This is a genomic window from Flavobacterium sp. 2755 (genome assembly GCF_031455715.1).
Classification (GTDB): domain Bacteria; phylum Bacteroidota; class Bacteroidia; order Flavobacteriales; family Flavobacteriaceae; genus Flavobacterium.
In genome coordinates this window covers 232,342-255,487 of the sequence record NZ_JAVDTG010000004.1, presented here as the reverse complement: position 1 = coordinate 255,487, position 23,146 = coordinate 232,342, and the positions used below count along the sequence as shown (strand labels likewise).

The following is a 23,146-nucleotide window of genomic DNA, read 5'->3' as shown; positions in this document are numbered from 1 at the left end:
TGGTGTAAATTAAGCCTGATTGTGAAATCATACATGAATTATTAATTGTTAATTATAAATTGTGAATTAAGAACTAACAACTAACAATTTATAATTAACAATTAAAAACCTCCTTTTAGTAAATTAATACTAACCGTAGCAATATCAGCTTCCGGAAATCTTTTAAAAATAGCTTTATCGGGAAATAATCCGGCTTCTGAAGCGACATCATTAAAAACATCAATTTCAATAATATATTGATCCGAAAAACCATGAGTGGCGTCGTAAGCTGTTGCGGGCGTTTTTCCTAAATTTTGGGCTGCAAGTTTTGGATTTATGGTATGTAATTCTATCAAAAGCAAACCAAATTTGCGTACATAAGGTGACCACTTTTGTAAATGTTCCAGGAGATTATCTTCGACTAAATTGTTGCTGATTCTTTTTCCTCTGTAAGCAAATGCTCCGGTAGATTTACTAACTCTATTTTCGTCAATGTGCTGTGGATCTTTCCAAATTCGGTTGTGATCTAAAAAAGTTCTTACGTTTAGTAAATCTTTCAAATCGATATTGTAATTCTCTCTCAAATCATCCGAAAGAACATCCGGACGTCCAATATCTCCCCAAATTACTTTTGCCCAAATATCTGCTTTTATAAGATTAGCTCTTGTCACTTTCAGCGCAGCCTGATTATAATCGGCACCAACGAGAAATAGGGGATATTCGTCGAGCATTTCACCTCTTAAAGTTTGTCTGTCGATTACTTCAAAAATATGCTCTAAGAAAGCACCATTTCCACAGCCCATATCGAGAATTCCTTTTGGCTGCTGTTCAATTGGCAGGTTAAAAAGTTTAATGATAATTTCATCAACAACTTTAAAATAGGTATCGTGAGCGCCGCCGCTTCCCCAAACATTCATTTCACGATCCACATGAATTTCGTTTTCTCCATCGGCAATCATTCTTAAAACGGCTGGATCGCCAAAAATTAATTCTTCAATTTTGGCAAATGTCGGAAGGTAAGAAACCGTAACGCCGTAAGCGCTGGCTCTTTTTGCAAAAAACAAACCTGTTTCGGTAAATTGATAATTGCCGTTTTTTTCCAGAAACCATCCAAGATGTACAAAAAAGTCTAATATTTTTTTGAAATTTTCAGGAGATTTATGAAACTCTTCGGGCCTGAAAGAAGTCTCCATAAAGTATTTATGAAACATTCCGTTCATCGCCAAACGCACAATTGTTGGTCCAATTAAATAGCCTTCAACATGTTTTAAAATTTGTTCCTGAATAGTATTTTTCAACGGATTATCAGAAGATTCGATTCCGTAATTCTTTTTATATTTTTCAAAAATAAGATTGAGTTTTTCAAACGGAACATCTTCAAAAAGACGTGGATGAAACTGAATTGAAAACTGAAGCAGATCGACAACATCTTCATAGAGATAAAACAACGAAAAGGCTGTTTCGGTTTTTTCATTTACAGCGATTGTAATTTCCTGCGTTTTATTATCGACTTCATAATCCAAAAATCCCTGAGAAGCCAAAATTCTCAGACCAACATTCAAATAACCTTCATTTGCTTTAAAAACAGTTACTAATTCTGATAATTGAACTTGTTTTTTGTTTAAGATAAATTCTAAAACTGCATGATTTTTTAATGCTATTGCCACCGGAGCAGTCGCTAATCCGTCGAGATGTCTGAAAATTGAGCTTCGAAGTTGTGCTTTATCGATCATAGTACGAGAGTAAATGTGTATTAAAAATAGTGATTTTTTTTAACTGTTTACGCATCGTTATATTAGGAAAGAAAATAAAAATCCCCCAGTTTCAAATTCCTCGAAACTGGGGGATAGTAAAAAAAATAAAACACAATCTTTAGAACGAATACCTTACGCCAAGTTGCCCTTGGAATCTTGAAGCTAATTGATCTATAGTATAAGGTGCAGTTGTAGGTTTTTGGAAAGTGTAAGTAGGGTCGCCAGTAGCAACTCCGCCTAAGTTTCCTGATTTTGTTAAACCTAAATTTGCTGTTGAATTGTATGTATTTGGAACAAAATAACTTCTTCCCCAATCTTTATTGATAAGGTTTCCGATATTAGCCATGCTGAAAGAAACCTGGAATGTACCAACGTGTGCCACATTAATTTCATCCATTAATTTTAAATCAGCCTGAATGTTCCAAGGCGTAGTATCGCCGTTTCTTTCTGTGAAGTTTCCTCTTCTGCTTTTCAAATAAGAATTTCCGTTGATGAAAGATTCGTAATCCGCTACTTGCTGTGCTGCTGTTGCAGATGGAACTCCTGCTGCATTTACTCCGATATATTTAGCTGCTTCTGCAGCATCTTTAAAGATATAAGCTAAACCTGCCGCTTGTCCTGTTCCTGCAATTGTTGAGTTTACAAATCCCCAAGAAAATGGATTTCCTGATTGTGCATTGAAATACACGTTTGCAGAGAAAGTATTGTTTTCAGCCAATTTTACTGCATATCCTACATTAGAAACAATTCTGTGTTTGATATTAAAGTTAGAAGTTGCCAATTGAGGATCATTTGGTGTCAATGATTGGTTCATTTGGAAGTTACTTTCCATAGAGTTACGAATTCCGTTTGTAACATCTTTTGAATCTCCGTAAGTATAAGCTACCATAAAGTTGAAACCAAAATCGTATGTTTTTGAAATCATTTCTGTTATGCTGTATCTGTATCCTTTATTTGTATTTGATAATAAATAAGCATTTGAAAACGCTGCATTAATGTTAGCCGCGTAAATTGGCATTTGATGGTTTGTATCGTAAGAGAAATAAGTTGGGTTATCTGTCTTATTTACTTGTTGAAACTCCAAATCACGAATTACTTTTGTATAAATACCTTCTGTCGTAAATTTATATCCGTCGATGATTTTATCAATAGCCAATGAGTTTCTTAAAACAGCCGGCATTTTAAATTTATTATCTACTAAATCTGCCTGAACTTTTGGAGTTGCATCATGATATCCGTTTAATCCGTTGTTTGCCAAAGGATCGCCTGCCGCTGCAACCTGCGCCGGAGTTAAGTTGTTTTTATCATAACTTCCGTAACCTACACCATCATTGTAGTAGGCATATCCTAACCATGCAAATGGAATTCTACCTGTAAATACTCCAGATCCACCTCTTAAAACTAACGTTTTATCTTCGTCTACATTATACGTAAATCCTATTCTTGGAGAAACTAAAGCTGTACTGAAAAAGTTGTTTTTGATTTGGTTTAAAGGCGTATAAGAATACGTTGTACCATAGTTTGGATCTGCTGGAGAATTTTGAACTTGCGGGCTTAAGTTTGGTTTCGTAGGCAAATCAGTATAATCAACTCTCACACCTGGAGTAACTTTCAATTTGCTTCCAATTCTGATTTCGTCCTGTGCATAAACGCTGTAAAGGTTTACTTTGAATTGTGCATACGGATTATTAAAAATTTCATCTCTTGTAGAACCGTCAAAAGGATACGTTCCACGAACACGAGTAGGAAGTTTGTTGTAGAAATCAGCAAGAGATTTATACGCAACTCTTCCGTTAAGAGCATTTACAAAACCATAATTAATGTCGTAGAATTCGTTGTGTGTACCAAACAATAAAGTATGATTTCCTGTTTTGTAGGTAAGGTTGTCTGTAATTTCGGCTGTATTCTGTTTCATATTAAAAACAGTTGCTTCACGATCATTTCCTAAGAAAATTGTTCCTCCATTATAACCAATTTCTGTTTGGGGAAACATAACATTGCTCGATTTTGGATCACGATAGTCTTTAATGGCTGAATAACTGGCAATAAATGAGTTAGACCACTGGCTGTTAAAATGACTTTTTAATTCTAAAACAGTACTAATAGATTGGTTTTTCTGCGTAAAATCCATACTTGAAAACCTGAAATTTGCAGCATCGCGTTCCAAATTTGAAGCTTGAGAAATAACAGTGTTGTTTCTTAACGAAAGAGAATGTTTGTCATTAATTTTCCAATCTAATTTATTGAAGAATTTCTGGCTTTTTGAAAAGTTATTATACGAACCGTAGCTTCCCGGATCAAATCCGTAGTTGGTTTTTACGAAATTCGAAATTTGTTCTGCTGTAGCATTATCCACTAATGAAGTTAATTTTCCGGCAGAATTAGTTTCTCCTGCATTGTAAAATAAAGGATCAGTTCGTTCCGCATATTCCATATTGGTAAAAAAGAATAATTTGTCTTTTACAATTGGTAATCCCAATCTGAAACCTACTTGATAATCACCAAAAGAACTTGGCATTTTTGAACCGTCGCCGGCATTATTTGGACCTGTTATAGCAGCACTTCTTCCGTAGCTGTAAATAGATCCGCTTACTGTATTTGTACCGCTGCGAGTTACAGCATTTACGCTTCCTCCTAAAAAGTTTCCTAATTTAATATCGTAGGGAGCAATATAAACCTGAATATCCTGTATCGCATCTAAACTGATAGAATTAGATCGCGTGCTGCTTCCCGGCATTCCTGAAGTTCCGGATTGTCCTCCTAAAGATGGACTGAAACCAATGGCATCATTATTTATAGAACCATCAATTGTTACGTTGTTGTATCGAAAATTGGTTCCTGCAAAAGAGTTGTTAGAACTCTGCGGAACTAGTTTTGTAACATCCTGAATTCCTCTGTTGATTAACGGAAGTCCATTTACTTGTTTCTCGTTAATATTAGTTCCGTTGTTTTTAGAAGAAGGTTTAGAACTTGTAATTACTACTTCTTCTAATACCGTATTATCTGCTTTTCCAACTACAATTGTAGGTAAATCATTGTCGCCAAGTGCTAGATGTATTTGTGCGTTTGAATAATCTTTAGTGTCTGCACTTTTAATTTCGAGTTCATAAGGCCCGCCTGCATTTAGATTTTCGAAACTAAACCGACCTTGTTTATCTGTTACAGCTCTGTAAACAGCATTTGTTGGTAAATGCGTTAAGGTAACTTCTGCGTTTGTAACCGGGCTTGTACCATCATTAACTTTGGCAGATAATGAAGAGGTTGTAATTTGAGCAAAAATGTTTCCCATAACAAGAAGCATAAATGCCGAAAAAAAGAGTTTGAGTTTTGTCATGTTGTTTTTAGTTTTTATTTGACAAAGTAACTCGGTTTGTTTCGATCAGATTTAACGCTTTTGTTAACTTAAAATCATAAAACAATTCATTGTTAAGGGACAATTATGAAGATGTTATTTTCTTAAAAATGATTTAAGCCTTTAAAATCAATTGTTTGTGTAAAATGCTTTAAAATAGCGGATTAGAAGAAGATTTAAAGTAGATTAGAAAAAGATTAGAGTGTTAAGCCATTGTTACGGATTAGGAAAATCGGCATAATTAAGAGATTAGTTTTTTAAGATAAAAGATGAAATTTTATATCTATCATGGCTATAATAAATTTCAAATTATTATATGATTCAATTGCGTCCAACTTTAGTTGGATGTAAAAATAAAGTCTTAGACAAGGGCTTTAGCCAAAGAAGTAAAAGTTTGGCTAAAGCCTTTTTCAATTTAATTCTTGACCTCCAGCTAAAGCTGGAGGCAATTAAAATAAGCAGTTTGTTTATAGTACCGTTATTACTTAAGGAAATACCAAAGAAAACGAAGTGCCTTTTTCAAGCTCAGAATCTACTATCAATTCAATATTATGAAGTTTGAGAATTTGCATGGTAATAAAAAGCCCTAATCCTTGTCCTTGAATATGACGTGTATTGTCACTTCTAAAAAAGAGATCAAAAATAGAATCTTTATCAGCATCTGAAATTCCAGGACCTCGATCTGTAATTTTGATTACCAATTTATTATTTTTTGAAAGCGCAAAAACATCCACTTGTGCCGGAAACGAAAATTTAACCGCATTATCTAAAATATTGTATAGCGCAATAAAAAGCATATGTTTATTGGCGTAAACCGAAAGCAAATCTTCTTGATCTGCAATTTCGTCCAGATTTACCGCAATTTTAGATTCCGGATATTCAATGGCTTTCTTTTCGAGAACATTCCACAGAATTTCATCAATTCTAACCGTTTCCATTTGCTGCGGTTCAGAAAGTTCTAATCCTGATAATACCAAAAGTCCTTCGAGAGTAGCTTTAAGATGTAATGTATCTTTTCGCAGTGATTTTAAGATTTCTTCGTATTGTTCGTTTGTTCTTGGTTGTTGCAGCGAAACATCAATATCTCCAATAATAATAGTAAGCGGTGTTTTTAATTCGTGGGAAGCATTTTTTAGAAAATTATTCTGAATCATGATACCACTTTCTAATCTTTCCAAAAGATAATTAAAAGTAGTAACCAATTCCTTAATCTCATCTTTACTTTTAGTCTGCGGAACTTCTAATCTCGAATGAAGATTTTCGGTTGTTATCGTATTTACTTTGGCAATAACATCTGAAAACGGGCGGAAAGTCTGCTTGGCTAAAAATGTTCCTAAAAGATAATTTAACGGAATTCCAATCAAATAAAATAGAATAAACATTAAACCCAGAATTTCTAATTGGTGATTTCCGGCGCGATCGATTCCAGAAACTACAATGATAAAATCTCCCTGATTGTCTTTATAAAATAAACCAACAAACTGTCTGTTGTTTATGGTAAAATGTTCGATCTTATTTTTTTTGATTGTATTTAAATATTGATCACTTAAATTAATATCAATATTATCTTGTATAAAAAGCTTTTTGGTTTTAGCATTATAAACCCGTATCGATTCATTGTTAATCCTGTTGTATTGAATTTCAATTTGGCGATAGCGTTCGCTGTTAATTGCATTGATTTCGTCTTTTTCAAAATAAAATAAAGCCGATGTCATGGCATGATCTTCAAGATTATCAATGTAAAGATCTTTCATGTGGCTTTTAAACAAAAGAAATGAGCCAGCCATAAGAAGTCCGACTATAAAAGCAAAAAGCAGAGTAGAATTAACGGCTAATTTATTTTTAAGATTCATGAATTCTTGTGCTTGTAAAGGATAGGAGTTTTAGGAAAATAAGCTCTTGTTTAAAAATTTAATTTGACCTGCTCAAAAGACAATTTAGTTTATCGATTTTCAAGCATTTTTAGGTTAAAGTGTATAATTTTTTAATTGTTTCTTCATCAAAATATTTTGAAAGTAAATTACAATGACGAAAATATGCAATAGAATCATTAAATCTCATGCCTTTTAAAGGGATTCGCTCGTTTTTTAGGCATTTTTTTATAAAATCCAATCTATCATTTTCATCTTTTTCTATTACATCATTTATTTTTTGTATTTGGTCTTTTGTGTAGCGTTCGTTTATATATCCAAATTCAAGAATATCTTTCCAATTTTTTCTAGCATCTATTCCTTGATGAACATTTATAAAGCGATTTTTATTTAAAGCAAAAAATAACGGATCTTTTCTTTCATATCCAATATTTCTAATTTTTAGATTTTTCCAAAATTTTTCAGTTTCTAATGAAGTACTTTCACTCCAATAAGTTAAAAACTCTTTTTTATAAAAGTTAATTAGTGTCAAATTTGCTTTTCCATTTTCACATTTTTTATTTATGCGATTAATAATATCTTTGGACAAATTTAACATTGCTTCTTTGGTTGAAGAATCAATATTCTTTGATTCCATGATTATTTGATCTGCAATTTTTATTGCATTAAAAAGATTCTCTTTTTCAATATTCATTTTAAATATTTATTGTTCCCTAACTCTTTTGTTTGAGCATATAACCAGTTCCTTTTACAGTATGAATCAATGGAGTAGGGAAGTTCTTATCTAATTTATTTCGGAGATAATTAATATAAACATCTACGGTATTTGAGGTAGTATCAAAATCAATATTCCAAACGGCTTGTGCAATAGCAATTCGGGATAAAGCTCTTTCTCTGTTTTTCATAAAAAAGATCAAAAGCTTTAATTCTCTTGAAGATAAATTCAATTCTTTTCCGTCTCTTGTTGCGCTTTGTTCTTTCATATTAATTTCGACTCCGGCATACGATTGAAAATCCAGAATTCCAGAACTGAATTCTGTACGACGCAGCTGCGCATTTATTCTGGCAAGTAATTCTTCAAACAAAAATGGTTTTGCAAGATAATCGTCGGCTCCGGCTTGTAAACCTTTTACTTTTTCCTGTGGTGTATCGAGCGCACTCAAAATAAGAATTGGGACTATTATTTTTCGGCTTCTTAGAACTTCACAAACTTCAAAACCTGTAATGTCCGGAAGCATAATGTCGAGAATAATAATATTATATTCATTCTCCATCACTTCTTTTATGGCATCAAAACCTTTTGTAATGGTTTTAATTTCATAAAGATGCTCCTCAAGTCCTCTTGTAATGAAAGATGCAACTCTTGGATCGTCTTCCACTAATAATATTTTATTCATATAAATTGATGTGCTTACCTATGTCATAAAAGTAATAAAATAATGAATCACGCAAAATAGCATTGGGTTTTTATTACTATTTGACTTTTTGGTAAAACGTTTTAGGTATTTCAGAATTAAAAAACGCCATAATGTAAATAAAGTTCACATTAATTTAGAAAAAATCTTACACGGAAAAAAAATACGGATAACTATTAACTGTCTTGTTTTTAGGTATTTAAAAATATGTAAAAATTTAATTAACATTTTTTTTGCAAAAAGAACAGTTAAAATTTTTGATTTAAAATTTTTAATTTACTTTTGTTCTATCGAATTAGTAGAGTTTATTGTGTTTGTTGATGTTTCAAATATTTTTATCTCAAATCAGCATAAATTTTCTATAAGATGAAACCTAAAAGGTTGAACCAAAATACGATACAGGCCAATTAAAATAATAATAATCAAAAAAAAATAAAAATGAAAAAACGAATGCGTTGCAGATAAAAAAAAACCATCTCTGTTGCAGCAGAAATGGTGAAGCTTAAAGAAATTGTACATCTCTATAAGGAAGCGAGAATAGAATAAATCTGTTTTCGGCTAACCTTATTTTTTAAACCAAAACAAAGTAATGAAAAAAAAATTAAATAGATATACATGGATATGTATTTTGTTGATTTCCATAGGGATTAAGGCTCAGGAAACGAAACCTTTAATCCAGTCAAAACTTGAAGGAACAGTAATAGATGCTGTTACAAAGGAGCCTGTTATTGGGGCTTCGGTAAACATTAAAGGTACTACCCACGGTGTTTTGACAGATTTTGATGGGAAGTTTTTCTTCCAAACCGGACAAAAATTTCCTTATACGTTAGTAGTAAGTTTCCTTGGATATAAAAAAGCAGAAACTGTAGTTACTCAAAACGCAGTTGTGATTGGTCTTGAACAGGAACAAAATCAATTATCTGAAGTTGTAGTTACCGCTTTAGGTATTTCTAAAGAAAAGAAATCTTTAGGATATACTACACAATCCCTTAAAAACAAGGAAATTGTAGATACTAAAGAAACCAACTTTTTAAATAACCTTACAGGTAAACTGGCAGGTGTGCGTATCACCAATTCACAAGGAGATATGGGATCTTCACGTATTATTATTCGTGGAGAAACTTCTATAGCAGGAAATAACCAGCCATTATTTGTGGTTGATGGAGTTCCGGTAGATAACTCTCAGCTAGGAAGTGTTGGTGGAGCTACGCGTGATTTTAAAAATGCAATTGCCGATTTAAATCCGCAGGATATTGAATCATTAACAGTACTAAAAGGTCCAAATGCTGCGGCACTTTACGGATCGCGTGCGGCGCATGGTGTTGTACTTATCACGACAAAATCTGGTAAAAACCAAAAAGGACTTGGTATCAGCTTTAGTACTGGTATCACAATTTCTCAGGTTACTACTTTACCTCGTTTTCAAAATTCATTTGGACAAGGTTCAAATGGAAGATTCAGCTTTGTAGACGGTAAAGGAGGCGGAATCAATGATGGTGTTGATGAAAGCTGGGGACCAAGACTAGACGGACGTCTTATTCCTCAATTTTATTCAAATGGAGAAGCAGTGCCTTTTGTAGCTCATCCTGATAACGTTAAAGATTTCTTTAATACAGGTGTTACTTATGACAACAGTGTTTCGGTTGCTAAATCAGATGAAAAATCAGATTTCCGTTTAGGGGTAAACAACCAAAAACAATTAGGAACAGTACCTAATAGTGAAGTAAATAAAACAAACGTTAGTATTAATTCTAATTATCAAATTTCTAAAGGTATAAAGGTAGGAGTAACGGGTAATTATATTGTTACAGATGCTCCGGCTTTACCGGGAGGTCCGTCTGGTAACCGTGCTGCGGGTGTAATGCTGCAGTTTATCTGGTTCGGACGTCAGGTTGATATCAATCAGCTTCAAAATAACAGAAACGTAAACTGGAATAACAGTTACTACAGCAACCCATACTGGAATGCTTATTATAATACTACAAGTCAGCAGCGTAACCGTATAATTGGAGATATCCATTTAGATGCAAAACTTGCAGAAGGACTTAATTTTAGATTCCGTACCGGAATTGATTACTATAACGATCGTAGAAAATACAAGATTAAATATGGTACAAACGGAACTCCTTTTGGATCGTATGCTGAAGATGCTTACACGGTAAGCGAACAAAATACAGAAGGTATTTTTACTTATACTAAAAAACTAGGTGATGACTTTACTGTAGACGCTCTTGGAGGATTCAACGTTCGTACACACAGTGATGCAAACAATTATCAAAAAGCACCACGTTTAGCCGTACCGGATTTATATACTATAACAAATTCAAGAGATCCGTTGACTGCATCAAACTCTTATTCAAGATTGAAAGTATATAGTGCTTATGCATCGGCTCAGTTTGGTTATAAAAACTATGCTTATTTAAACCTTACAGCTCGTAATGACTGGTCGTCTACATTACCAAGCAGTAACCGTTCTTATTTTTATCCTTCTGTTAATGGAAGTTTAATTTTATCTGAGGCTTTAAATTTAAAAAGCAATACGCTTGATTTCTTAAAAGTACGTGGAGGTTGGTCTGAAGTGGGTAACGATGCAGATCCATACCAATTGTCTACAGTTTACAATTTCCAAACTGCATTTGACGGAAATCCTATTCAAACTTCTTCACAGAAAAAATTGAATGAGAACCTGAAACCAGAAACTACTCGTTCAACAGAGGTTGGTTTAGAAGCTTCTTTCTGGAAAAACAGACTTCATTTTGATGCGGCTTATTATAACACAAACAGTTTTGACCAGATTTTAGAAATCAAAACAACAGCTTCAAGCGGTTATAATTCACAATTAATCAATGCAGGGAAAATAAACAACCGTGGTATTGAACTTCAATTAGATGGAAATCCAATTCAAACTGAAAATTTCAAATGGAATGTGGCTTTAAATTATTCTAAGAATAAAAGTGAAGTAAAGATTTTGGATTACGACAGACAAATTCAAAACTACACAATTGGTACTTCAGGAGGTGTTGATGTATTAGCATCTGTTGGACAAGCTTACGGAGCACTTTACGGAACTGCTTATTTACGTGACGCAAACGGAAATATTGTAGTTGGTGCAAACGGATTACCAAAAGCTGATCCGCAAAAGAGAGTATTAGGACATTATACTCCAGACTGGATTGGAGGTATTACCAATACAATAACGTATAAAAACCTTGAACTATCTTTCTTAGTTGATGCAAGTGTAGGAGGAGAGCTTTTCTCAGGAACTAACAGAACAGGTAACTATACAGGAGTATTAGCTCAAACGCTTCCAGGTCGTGGTGCAGAGAATGGCGGATTAAACTACTATTTGGCAGGTACTACAAAAACTTTATTACCAGCAGGTGCAAGTGCCCCAGGTGGAGCTACGGTATACGATGATGGTATGATTTTTAACGGTGTATATGCTGATGGAACTCCAAACACTCAAGTGCTTAGTGCACAGGAATATTACAAAGCATCATACAATATCAGCGAAGCATACATTTACAGCTCAACTTTTGTAAAACTGAGAGAAGTAAAACTGACTTACAATGTTGATAAGAAACTGGCTAGAAAAATTGGATTTGATGGGGCAAGCATTACTGCTGCAGGTCGTAACTTGTTCTTTATTTACAAAGATGCACCAAATATTGATCCTGAAACAGCTTTCAATACAGGAAATGCTCAGGGATTGGAGAGTTTAGCGCTGCCAACAACCAGAAATTTCAGCCTTAATTTAAATCTTAAATTTTAAAAACACGAAATCATGCTAAAAAGAATAGCTTATATAACTCTATTTGCATTGACACTGACCTCATGCAGTGATGATTTGGATGAGATTAACAAAAATCCAAATGCAACAGAAACTCCATTAGCACCTTACTTATTAACGGGAACATTAAAACAAGGAGCTGACTTATACTGGGGATCAACAAATAACTTTGATTCGTCTTTGTTATATGTACAGCATTGGGCTAAAATCCAATATACAGAACCAGACAGATATGATGTGTCTAATGCTTCTTTCACTTCTTTGTGGAACACAGGATATGCAACTTTAATTACAGATTTGAACACTATTTTGAATTTCCCGGCAGATCAGGCCAATTCAAATTATAAAGGAATTGCTTTGACTTTACGTTCATGGACCTTTTTATTGTTGACAGATGCTTACGGAAGTATTCCTTATAAAGAAGCAGGTCAAAAAGTAACTCCGGCATATGATACTCAAAAAGAGGTTTATACAGGATTACTAGCAGATTTAAAACAAGCACAGACTTTGCTAAATACAGCAAACGGAACTGTAACGGGAGATTTGGTTTACAAAGGTGACATTACAAAATGGAAAAAACTGGTAAATTCACTTCGTTTGCGTATCGCCTTGAGAATTTCAGACAGAGAACCTGCTTTGGCAAAACAAACTGCAATTGAAGCAACAAGTGATGCTGCAGGAGTTTTAAGCAGTAACAGCGATACTTTTAAGTTTACTTATACAAGTTCGCCACAGCAAAATCCGGCTTCGGCTTGGTTTGAAACTCGTGATGATTACCGTATTTCAAAAACATTAGTTGATAAATTAAATGAATTAGCAGATCCGCGTTTGCCGGTTTATGCTCAATTGCCATCAGATGCAACTGTAGGTAAATATGTTGGAGGTGCTAACGGATTATCAAACAGTGATGCGAACAGTCAGGGTTTTGCTAAAACATCAAAACCGGGAACTTACTTCCTGACATCTTCATCGCCGGCAGTAATTGCTTCTTATTCTGAAACATTATTCAATCTTGCAGAAGCTGTAGCTCGCGGATATATTTCTGGAAATGCAGAACAGCTTTATAATGATGCTATAACGGCTTCGTTCAATCAGTTTGGTATTACAAATGCAGCGACTATTTCTACTTACCTTAATCAGGCGGTTGTAAAATACGATGCATCAAATTATGCAAAATCAATAGGAACTCAAAAATGGATTGCGTTCTACGGACAAGGTCTTGACGCTTTTACAGAGTGGAGAAGATTGGATTTCCCAGTATTAACTGCTGGTCCTGCTACGGTTTTAGACGGAAAAATTCCTTCTCGTTTCTTCTATCCAGGAACAGAGCAGTCATTAAATGGTACTAGTTACCAAGCGGCAATTGCTGTACAAGGAAAAGATTTATTGACTACGAAACTTTGGTTTGACGTAAAATAAGCTGAATGAATTACGAAAAGTGATTCCTTAAAAATAATTTTCAATAAAAATTGAAAAAAATAGAACGGTTGTAAAAATTTTCTTTACAACCGTTTTTAATTTTTTAATAACGATGTAAAACAATAAAAATGTAAAGAAAAGCAGTAAAAACGGGAGGTTTGGAAAAAGAAGGTTTTATTAAAACGGTGCTTTAAAGAAAAAAAAATCTCAAATATTTTATGATAAGTGTCATTATTTCAAGTATTTATAATATATTTAACATTCGAAACATGGGAATTATATAAAATTTGTACATAATTTTGCAAAGTCAAAGATCAAAAGGAAGAATATAATTTTTGGCAACTCAAATCCCAAATTTGCTGTTAAACTAACTTTATTGCTATTTATGAGAATATTTTTTGTAGCACTTCTTCTTTCTTTAAGTTCCTTTACTACCTACAATGTAACGGACAAGAAAGACATTTTAAGCGAGATTGAATTGGTAAGGCTTAATGAGCATGTAAACGAAGTAAAATCTTTTACAGCTTCAAACCATGGCTACAGCAGGAAAATAGCTTTTCTTGTTGACATGAAAATCAAATCCGGAAAAAATCGTTTTTTTGTTTACGATCTTGAAAATGAAAGAATCATTGATCAGGGGCTTGTTGCACACGGTTCTGGTTCAGAAACCGGAATTAAAGGCGATATACTTCAATTTAGTAATATGCCAAATTCAAACTGCACTTCACTTGGGCGTTATTCTATAGAGAAGTCTTATAAAGGTGTTTTTGGAAAAGCGTTCAGACTTGCCGGTTTAGATGAGACTAACAGTAATGCGCTAAAAAGAGCTATTGTATTGCACTGCTACAAAGAAGTTCCAGATGATGAAAAAGAATATTACATCATAAACAGTCACGGCTGCCCAATGGTAAGCGAAGTTTTCTTTAAAAGACTTGAAAAAATAATAGACAGCTCTGATTCTAAAATCATGCTTTCTGTTTATTATTAATTGAAAAAATAAAATCATTTAGCTGCAAAGCGTTATGATATAAAAAAAAGAGCTTTTAAGCTCTTTTTTTGTTTTTATATCTAACTGTAAATTAAAGCGCGGGTGCAGCCGGAAAATCAATTGGAATTTCTGTTAAAGCATAAACGTAATTCGTAAATGTACGTACAGTGATAATACCAGCAAGATCAATCAAAGCAGCTTCGGTATAACCTGCATCAAAAAAAGCATCTTTTAAAGCTGCGTCGGTAGCGCCTTTATTTTCGGCAATTGATTTTGCAAGCTGTAATGCAGTTTGAAATTTACTGTTGCTGGAAATCCCTTTTCTTAATTCTATAATTTCATCGCTGCTAATTCCTTTAAGACCCGCAAGCATAGTATGAGCGGCAAGACAGTAATCACATTTATTAATTTGAGAAACCAGAAGATTTATACCTTCACGTTCTTTTGCCGTAAAAGCGGTATGGGCAAAGGCTTCATCAAATGCTAAAATTCCTTTAAGGGCATTTGCTGAATATCCTATTGTAGCATAAAGGTTAGGTACTTTACCCATTTTTGCCGTAATAGCATCAAATATTTGTTGAGATTGTTCGCTTACCTGATCTTTTGATGGTACATTAATTGTTTTCATGATGTAATATTTTAAGTATTTATAGATATATTGATTGGATATGACAAAGTCACGATCGTTAAAATTGTATAATTAAAGTTTTGGATGATTGTTGTTATTATTCTTTAAGTAGAATTGTGCCGTTTGACTCAAGGTTATTAAAGCTCCGCCCAGAATTACGATATCTTTAAGAACAAGCCTTCCGCGGCCGGATAAAAAAGGAAAACCATAATCAGAATCGCCAAGGTTGGGAACCCAGCTTTCGGGCGTTGTTATCAAAAAAGAAAGTGTTCCTAAAGACATAATAACAACCAGAATACTTCCTGCCATACTCCATAAAGGCACAACTTTATAAAGTGCTAAAAGAATACCAAGAACAATTAAAAAAGCCCCTAAACCTTGCGAAAATCCGTAAGTATTGTTTTGAACATGCCATTTGTAGTTGGCAGCGATTAATTCACCTTCCTTATTTTGGTGTGTTTTATACTCATTTGGAGTATTGTAAAAGAAGCTCATAAACGGACTATTGGCTACAAAAGGCACAATACCGTCTGCTTCATACGTGAAGAATTTTAGCGTCCCTATCCAGATAAAGACTACTACAATACCAAAACGTGTTATCGTTTTGGCTAAATTTTCTAATTGTGCAAACTGCTGAATGATTGAATGTTTCATGATGTAATTTGTTTTTTGTTGAGACAAAGTTACATCTGGCATAGAAGCCGAAACATGGATAAAAAAGGATATTACCTGTACAAATCTGCTACGATAGAAATTCCTGTTTTATCTCTGAAAGATTGCGGAGATTCATTGGTGAATTTTTTAAAGACACGGCTAAAATAAAATTCATCTTTAAAATTAAGAGCAAAAGCAATTTCTTTAATACTCTTTCTTGTTAAGTGCAATTGCTTTTTTGCTTCCAGCATTATTCTTTCGGTAATAAGCTGCGAAGGTGTTTTTTTAAAGTATTTAGTGCAGCGCTTCGTCAGGTTATTGGTTGACATTCTCAAAAGATCTGCATAATCAGACGGTTTGTGAAGCGTTAGGAAATTAGTGTCCAATAAATTTTTGAAACGTTCCATTTCATCATCCCGAATTTGAGAATCCGTATTTTTCTCCAGTTCACGAGTTTTTATCTGACTTGATTTTGCTAAAAAAAGCTGCAGTAATGATTTTAAAACAATATCTGAAGGAGCAGGGTTAGAGAGTTCCTCTGTAATCTGATCTTTGAGATTATCAAATACAGCCTGATCAATAAGTTCTAATTTAAGTGAAGGTTCGATATATACATTATTAAAAAGCAAACCATTGCAGGCTACTTCTTCACGGTGATATTCTATGCAGTAAAAGTCACCGTGAAATTGTAATATATCATATTGAATTGTATCAATTTCTTTAATGTAAATCAGCTGTAAAGGAGTGGCAAAAAGCATCATTGGTCCTTTAAACGGAAATGTTCCAAAATCGGAATAAAAGATTCCTTCGTCTTCTTTTATGATAATGATAGTATATTCACTAAACTGTACAGGCGTGCTTAAAATGTTTTGCTGTACTTTTTGAAGACTTATTAAGTTGGCACCTGACTGCGATTTTAATTGTGTCATAAAAATGTCTATTGTTTTTTCTGAAAACAGTTAAAACAAAACGATATGTTACAGATTAGATTTCTTTTTAGATCAATACGAATAGTTCTTTACAAAAAAGTACCAAACCTTTCAAAATGACAAGTGTAGCCATTAGGATTCTTTACTAAATAATCCTGGTGATACTCTTCTGCAGGCCAGAATTTTGTAAAATGTTCAAGTGTAGTAACGACTTTTCCCTGCCATCTTCCTGAATCCTCCACTATTTTAATGATATCTTTCGCAGTTTCTTCTTCCTCTTTGTCCTGAATAAATATAGCAGATCTGTAACTTTCTCCAATGTCATTTCCCTGACGATTCATAGTTCTGGGATCATGCACTCTGTAAAAATAATCTAAAAGTTCACTGTATGATGTCTCGGCTGGATCGTATACAATTTCCAAACCTTCTGCGTGTCCGGGATGATTAGCGTATGTTGGATTGTCATTACTTCCTCCCAAATAGCCAACCTGAGTATCTTTAATGCCGGGACGCACTCGAAACAAATCTTCCATTCCCCAAAAACATCCACCTGCGATGTAGGCTTTTTTTAAATTTTCCATATTTATATATTAAATCAAGATATTATTAATGTGTGCACTTATTTATCTTTTTAAAGAAAGCTAAAGATAAAACAGTAAATGCAGATAAAGTTAATAAATATTAATACTAAAATCGGAAATCAAAAAGCTAAAAAGTATTTGTTATATTGGATTAAGAAGCCCCTCGATTAAAACCTATCGTATCTCTGTAAATTTGAGGAGAGATATCGGTTTTACCTTTAAAAACCCTGCTGAAATAATATTCATCATCGTAACCCAATTCGTAGGCAATTTCTTTAACGGTTTTGTTTGTGAGATATAATTCCCTTTTTGCTTCAACAATGATTCGTTCCGTAATCAAATCGGAGAGCGTCATGTTAAAATGATTTTTTGCAGTTCGCGCCAAAACAGTTGGAGTTACATGCAACATATCAGCGTAATCGCTTGCAGAATGTTTTGTTCTAAAATTATCTTCAATCGCGTTTCTCAAGTTCTGAATAATGAGTGTTTGTTTTTCATTGCCATTTACATTCTCAATAGATTGTTGTTCAAGTTTTATTCTCGTTGCCAACACTAAAAATATTTTCAAATAAGAAACCAAAACCTCGTCTTTTCTCAAAGCATCAACTTTTAATTCATTGACAATTTCTCTCACGATATTCATCAATGTTTGTTTGTTATTTTGATCCAGAAGAATAAAAGGCTGCTGATAAATATTGTTGAATAAGATTCCGTTTGCCGCAATCTCTTTATGATGCCTGTAAATACAAAAAAAATCATGATGAAACTGAATAGAAATACCAGTTAAAGTTCCTTCAGAGGCCAGCATAAAAGGCTGATAAGGATAAAAAGCAAACAAAGTATTTTCTTGAAAAGCATATTCGCAAAGATCAACTTTTGCTACTCCTTCTCCAGAAGTAATAATTATGATTGTAAAATAATTATTTCGCTGAATATGATCAAAATAACTGCTGTTATCAAATTCAAACACCTTGAATGATAGATTTCCATTTTGCTGGTTAACAAGCGTATATACAGACTGTGAAAGCATGGTATTTTATTTTTTGCTTAATAATTCTAAAAATTGAGCATTAAGGGCATTACATTCTTCAATACAAACATCTCCTATAACTTTTGGTTTATTTCCCCATTTTGGAATATCTTCAGTAGAAAGTATACTAAATTGAGAAGTTAATCCACCAATATAAGGAACTGCTGTTCCGTATACAATTTCAGCAATTTTATGATGGCGAATCATATAGGAACACATAATGCAAGGTTCGTGCGTCGTGTACATTGATGTTAGTTGGAGTTTATTTGAATAACCATTTTTTATAGCAGATCTGATTGCCATTATTTCTGCATGATTGGTAATATCTCCAGTCGATTTTCCAGATTCAATTCCGGTACCAATTATTTCTCCATCTAATACAATAACAGCACCAACCGGCGGATTTCCTTCTGCTAAAGCAGTTTTAGCAAGATGTAAACATTGATGCATATAATATTTAAAATCCTCTTGCATAATTTTATAACTTAAATTTTTGATTTTATAGATGTATTTCCAGCAATGCTAAATTACTTAAAAGCAAGCATTGTTTGATAACGTTTTGTATTTGTAAAAAATTAAAACTGCCCTCTATCAAAATAAGAGGGCAGTTTATAAGGTATTTTAGAAAATCAAAAGATCGTAGCCTTCGTTTCTAAGGTTAAGGAAACTTGGCAGACCAGGAGTTCCAGGAACTTCATTGTCGTTTAAAAGATCATAGCCAGATATTTCTGTACCAAATACTGCCACACAACCTTTAGAAAGGCCATGAACATGATCTTTTACTTCTTTATAAAGTCCATAAACCGGATGATCTTCTTTTTCAAGTTGTTCAGGCCATCTTATACCTGCACCCTGAAAAATAATTTTTACATCTTCATTTGCATGTTTGAATTCATATGCTGATGCTAAAGCATTGAATACACGTCCTAGAGCTTCTTCTGAACCAGCTTTGGGATCAGATAGAATAATAATTGCTGTTTTTTTCATTTTGATTAAATTTTATTAACAAGGCAAAGATCTGACGACAATGCCTGCTAAAGAATGGAGAAAATTTACTTTATAATGGAGAATTTTTTCTCCTGTAAATTCTTTAAAAGTTCAGGTTTAAAACATCCATTATAAAGTAAAAATCATCCATTTTTATCCATTGATTATCTCGACAACTTTGCATCGATAATAACTCACATAAGTAGAACTTTAAAAAATAAACAATATGTCTGTTTCTGATTTATTTAAACCCCTTACGTTGCTGCATGGTCCGGCAATGAGAAACCGTTTCATGCTTGCACCATTAACAAGTCAGCAAAGTGAATTTGATGGCACAGCATCTGAATTTGATCAATATTGGATGGAGCAATTGGCTCAAAGCGGTTACGGATTGATCCAAACCAGTGCTTCGACAGTTGAAGCAGGAGGTATAGCTTTTGAACGCCAATTAGGAATTCACAGCGATAATCATTTGTCCGGATTGACTAAAATGGCTTCAGCGATTCGAGATGGTGGTGCGTTGTCTGCTGTACAGCTGCATCATGCGGGACATCGTGCCAAACCTTCAATAGGAGGAATCCCTGCTCCGGCTTCAGGAAAAACAGTAGAAGGAATAAAAGCAATTACAACCGAAGAAGTAGATCGAATTCGTGACAGTTTCATCGCTGCAGCAAAAAGAGCGCAATTGGCAGGATTTGATGGAATCTCAGTTCACGGAGCTTTTGGCTGGATTCTTTCCGAGTTTATGTCGCCAAATTTGAACGACAGAACAGATAAATATGGAGGAAGTCTGGAAAATCGTGCACGCTTTACTATTGAAGTTATCGAAGGAATTCGAAAAGCCTGCGGCCCTAATTTCCAAATTGGATGGCGATTATCGATTGAACGCTACGGATTGCTTTTGGAAGAATTAAGAGAAGTTACCGCCGATATTTTTGATCGTGAATTAATTGATTATTTAGATTTAGCGTTGTGGGATTCTGCTCAAATCGTTCGTGAAGGAACTTTTAAAGGAAAAACCATGTTGAGTGTTTTTACGGAACTTCCGCGTAAAGGAGTGCGTTTAGGAGCTGCAGGAAAAATTATGAGTGCACAGCGTGCAGGAGAACTTCTCGATGAAGGCTGTGATTTTGTATTGATTGCACGTGCCGCAATTTTGCAGCGTGATTTTCCGCTTCAAGTAAAAGCAAATCCAATGTACGATAGTCCGCAGCTGCCTGTAATGGCCGATTATTTGCGACAAGGAGGATTGAGCGAACGTTTTATTGAAACCATGCGTGGATGGCAGACTTTTGTAAAAGCAGGCTCTTTGTAAAAAGATTTTCAATACCTCAAAAAGTAAGCCGCCAATTGAGCGGTTTATTTTTTTAATTTTATCCATCATAAAGTAAAATTTATCCATTCTTTATCAATTTCTATGATGGTATGTTTGCAGACTGTTTTCTAAATAAGACAATATGAAAGACCTTAACTGCAATACCATTATAAAAGAAAGCCCAGATGTTTTATCCTGGAACGAAGACATTCATCTTTTTCATTACAAACAGAAAGAAGAAATAAAAAGAGCCAATATGTGTGTGCATATGAATCTCGTTAGTGTTGTATTAGAGGGAACAAAAGAAATTCTGGATCATGGCAGTAAAATTATTGTTCCTGCCGGTTCTGGTTATTTTATGAAAAGAGGCTCTTATTTAGTTACAGATAAAGTTGATGATCCCGAAAAAGGTTATGAATCCATTATCATTTTTTTCTCAGACGAATGGCTGCGTTCTCAAGTTGATAATGTATTAGGAAATGTAAATGAAGCTCTTTCAGGAAAATTTTCTCCATGCAGAAGCGATATGGCACTTCTTCCGGCAGATGAATTGATGTGTGCTCTAATAACACAGCTTAAAACCTGTTTAACATTAAACACAGATCCTAAACGTTTAGAATCTATTTTGCCTCTAAAAATTCGTGAATTGTTTCAAATTTTGATTTCGGCACCCGAAGGGCATCATTTTGAAGCACAATTGCGAAGCCTTGACACACATTTAAATCCCGATTTGGTGAAGTTAATGCAAAGCCATTACAAGGAAAATATTTCTATGGAACAATATGCATTTCTGGCTAATTGCAGTTTGTCAACCTTTAAACGTAAATTCAGCCAAACCTTTAAAATGAATCCCGGAAAATGGATTATGGAAAGAAGACTGGAAGAAGCCTATAATTTGCTGCGATCTGAAATGAACATTACAGAAATCGCTTATGAAGTTGGTTTTGAAACTCCTGCCCATTTTATAGCTTCTTTCAAACAAAAATACAACCATACACCTAAGCAATTGCAGCAAAAACTTTAGCTTTTATAACTCTGAACTTTATAGGATATTTTTTGAACTTTTAATGAAACGATCCCCTTATGAACGGGACTAATTTTGTCTTATTAAAAAATGGGATTGTAATAGTATTGATTTGATAATCAAAAGAAACGTGTTCAAATTGATACTTACATTCTAAACAAAATATTTATAAATTTTTAAAATTTAGAATTATGAAAATGATTTATTTCACAGATGCTATGTGTTCATGGTGTTACGGTTTTAGTCCTGTCATTAAAAAGTTAAAAGAAAATTATCCAGATATTGATTTGGAAATCATATCAGGAGGATTTTCGCCGGGAAGTAAACAGCCTGTTACGGATGAATATAAAGAATTCCTTGAAAAACACTGGAGAAATGTAAACTTACGCAGTGGTCAGTATTTTGACCATTCGATGAAGTTTGTTAGTGATACGTTCCGTTATGATACAGAACCTTCAAGTCGTGCCTTAACAGTAATTGACAACCTAATTCCAGAAAAGGATTTTGAATTTTTGAACCTTATGCAAAAATCATTTTATGTAGAAGGTAAGGATATTACAAACGAAAATGTATTAGCTGAATTGGCCGAAGAGATTGGAATTAAAAGCAATATCTTTTTAGACAATTTTAATTCGGAAGAAATGAAGCTAAAAACACTTAAGGGATTTCAATGCAGTAGAAAATTAGGTGTAGAGGGATTCCCAACGCTGCTTAGCTTAGAAAATGGAGTCGCTAAAATCATTTCGCACGGGTATCAGGATTATGATAACCTAAAAACTGCTGTTGATAATTGGCTAAAATGTACAACTGTTTCTCAGAATAGCGGGCAATCTTGCAAAGGCAGTTCTTGTCAAAGCTAAAAAGACGAAGAGGCTATATTTTTAATTTGAAGATTTAGCCTCTTTATTATAATGAGTTTGTTCTAAAAAACTTAATTATAGCTTTCATTTAGAATGGCTAAGCATATGTTTTATTTATAAAAAATGCCTCTTAAATTTTAAGAGGCATTTTTGTTTTTAAGATAACTTTTCTATTAAGTTTTAAATTTTAAAGATGTTATAGAATTTATCTAATTTCTATATAAAATATCTAACATCGTATACAGTAAAAATTGTTTAAAAAGCAGTATAGTTTTAAATGGAAACTAGATGTAATTGCGGTTTTTTCTTAAATATTATGTTAATTGGTAAAGAAACAAGATGAAATTAAGAAAAAAATGCAATTTAAATTAATGATTAACTATTTGAATGTTAATTAGATAAAGTTTTAATCAGATAGCTGATGTAAAAAAAATACTCCAAATGTGGAAAACCTCATTAATTATTAAGATAAATAATATACTTTTGAGCCTTTTAACAAATAAATAACATAATTTAATGTTTAAAAACTTATATAAATAGTAGGTATTTTCTTAAAATACTACTATAAAA

Annotated in this window: 18 protein-coding genes; 6 read left to right on the top strand and 12 right to left on the bottom strand. The window is 33.5% G+C overall.

What is annotated here, in order from left to right; translation table 11 throughout:
* Positions 1–101: 101 nt before the first annotated feature.
* The 5 genes from J2Y38_RS11355 to J2Y38_RS11335 all read right to left on the bottom strand — a co-directional run bounded on the left by J2Y38_RS11355 (position 102) and on the right by J2Y38_RS11335 (position 8,353).
* Positions 102–1,712, bottom strand: coding sequence for a class I SAM-dependent methyltransferase (locus J2Y38_RS11355; protein WP_309842454.1), 1,611 nt, complete (start codon positions 1,710–1,712; stop codon positions 102–104).
* 139 nt (positions 1,713–1,851) lie between these two features.
* Positions 1,852–5,067, bottom strand: coding sequence for a TonB-dependent receptor domain-containing protein (locus J2Y38_RS11350; RefSeq protein ID WP_309842451.1), 3,216 nt, complete (start codon positions 5,065–5,067; stop codon positions 1,852–1,854).
* A 503-nt stretch (positions 5,068–5,570) separates the two neighbouring features.
* Positions 5,571–6,839: a HAMP domain-containing sensor histidine kinase gene (locus J2Y38_RS11345; protein WP_309842447.1), complete on the bottom strand. Its 1,269-nt coding sequence runs from the start codon at positions 6,837–6,839 to the stop codon at positions 5,571–5,573.
* Positions 6,840–7,047: 208 nt separating this feature from the next.
* On the bottom strand, positions 7,048–7,650 hold the full coding sequence (locus J2Y38_RS11340; protein WP_309842445.1) for a hypothetical protein: 603 nt from the start codon (positions 7,648–7,650) through the stop codon (positions 7,048–7,050).
* 19 nt (positions 7,651–7,669) lie between these two features.
* Positions 7,670–8,353 (bottom strand): response regulator transcription factor, encoded by a 684-nt coding sequence (locus tag J2Y38_RS11335; protein ID WP_309842443.1) that lies wholly within the window; start codon positions 8,351–8,353, stop codon positions 7,670–7,672.
* A gap of 607 nt (positions 8,354–8,960) precedes the next feature.
* Here J2Y38_RS11335 and J2Y38_RS11330 point away from each other — a divergent pair.
* From J2Y38_RS11330 to J2Y38_RS11320, 3 genes are all read left to right on the top strand, one after another.
* Positions 8,961–12,143, top strand: coding sequence for a SusC/RagA family TonB-linked outer membrane protein (locus tag J2Y38_RS11330; protein WP_309842441.1), 3,183 nt, complete (start codon positions 8,961–8,963; stop codon positions 12,141–12,143).
* 12 nt (positions 12,144–12,155) lie between these two features.
* Positions 12,156–13,580 (top strand): SusD/RagB family nutrient-binding outer membrane lipoprotein, encoded by a 1,425-nt coding sequence (locus J2Y38_RS11325; protein WP_309842438.1) that lies wholly within the window; start codon positions 12,156–12,158, stop codon positions 13,578–13,580.
* A gap of 385 nt (positions 13,581–13,965) precedes the next feature.
* The gene (locus J2Y38_RS11320; RefSeq protein ID WP_309842436.1) at positions 13,966–14,568 is read left to right on the top strand and encodes a murein L,D-transpeptidase catalytic domain-containing protein; all 603 of its coding nucleotides are present in this window, start codon (positions 13,966–13,968) and stop codon (positions 14,566–14,568) included.
* Between the two features lie 91 nt (positions 14,569–14,659).
* Here the strand turns inward: J2Y38_RS11320 and J2Y38_RS11315 are convergent, their stop codons facing one another.
* The 7 genes from J2Y38_RS11315 to J2Y38_RS11285 all read right to left on the bottom strand — a co-directional run bounded on the left by J2Y38_RS11315 (position 14,660) and on the right by J2Y38_RS11285 (position 19,377).
* Positions 14,660–15,196 carry a carboxymuconolactone decarboxylase family protein gene (locus J2Y38_RS11315; RefSeq protein ID WP_309842435.1) on the bottom strand — a complete coding sequence of 179 codons (537 nt, stop codon included), beginning with the start codon at positions 15,194–15,196 and terminating at the stop codon, positions 14,660–14,662.
* A 72-nt stretch (positions 15,197–15,268) separates the two neighbouring features.
* Positions 15,269–15,850 (bottom strand): DUF417 family protein, encoded by a 582-nt coding sequence (locus tag J2Y38_RS11310; protein ID WP_309842434.1) that lies wholly within the window; start codon positions 15,848–15,850, stop codon positions 15,269–15,271.
* 71 nt (positions 15,851–15,921) lie between these two features.
* A complete protein-coding gene (locus J2Y38_RS11305; RefSeq protein ID WP_309842433.1) occupies positions 15,922–16,779 on the bottom strand; it encodes a helix-turn-helix transcriptional regulator in 858 nt (285 codons plus the stop codon).
* Between the two features lie 89 nt (positions 16,780–16,868).
* On the bottom strand, positions 16,869–17,360 hold the full coding sequence (msrA, locus tag J2Y38_RS11300; RefSeq protein WP_309842431.1) for a peptide-methionine (S)-S-oxide reductase MsrA: 492 nt from the start codon (positions 17,358–17,360) through the stop codon (positions 16,869–16,871).
* Positions 17,361–17,511: 151 nt separating this feature from the next.
* On the bottom strand, positions 17,512–18,390 hold the full coding sequence (locus J2Y38_RS11295; RefSeq protein ID WP_309842429.1) for a helix-turn-helix transcriptional regulator: 879 nt from the start codon (positions 18,388–18,390) through the stop codon (positions 17,512–17,514).
* 6 nt (positions 18,391–18,396) lie between these two features.
* Entirely contained in the window at positions 18,397–18,864 is a 468-nt protein-coding gene (locus tag J2Y38_RS11290; RefSeq protein WP_309842428.1) for a nucleoside deaminase, read from the bottom strand.
* 147 nt (positions 18,865–19,011) lie between these two features.
* Positions 19,012–19,377 (bottom strand): DsrE family protein, encoded by a 366-nt coding sequence (locus tag J2Y38_RS11285; protein WP_053470424.1) that lies wholly within the window; start codon positions 19,375–19,377, stop codon positions 19,012–19,014.
* Positions 19,378–19,603: 226 nt separating this feature from the next.
* On the opposite strand from J2Y38_RS11285, the gene J2Y38_RS11280 reads away from it, so the two are divergent.
* The 3 genes from J2Y38_RS11280 (at position 19,604) to J2Y38_RS11270 (ending at position 22,576) form a co-directional block, all read left to right on the top strand.
* Entirely contained in the window at positions 19,604–20,692 is a 1,089-nt protein-coding gene (locus J2Y38_RS11280; protein ID WP_309842423.1) for an NADH:flavin oxidoreductase, read from the top strand.
* Between the two features lie 142 nt (positions 20,693–20,834).
* The gene (locus J2Y38_RS11275; RefSeq protein WP_309842421.1) at positions 20,835–21,716 is read left to right on the top strand and encodes an AraC family transcriptional regulator; all 882 of its coding nucleotides are present in this window, start codon (positions 20,835–20,837) and stop codon (positions 21,714–21,716) included.
* A 191-nt stretch (positions 21,717–21,907) separates the two neighbouring features.
* A complete protein-coding gene (locus tag J2Y38_RS11270; protein ID WP_309842419.1) occupies positions 21,908–22,576 on the top strand; it encodes a DsbA family protein in 669 nt (222 codons plus the stop codon).
* Positions 22,577–23,146 lie beyond the last annotated feature (570 nt).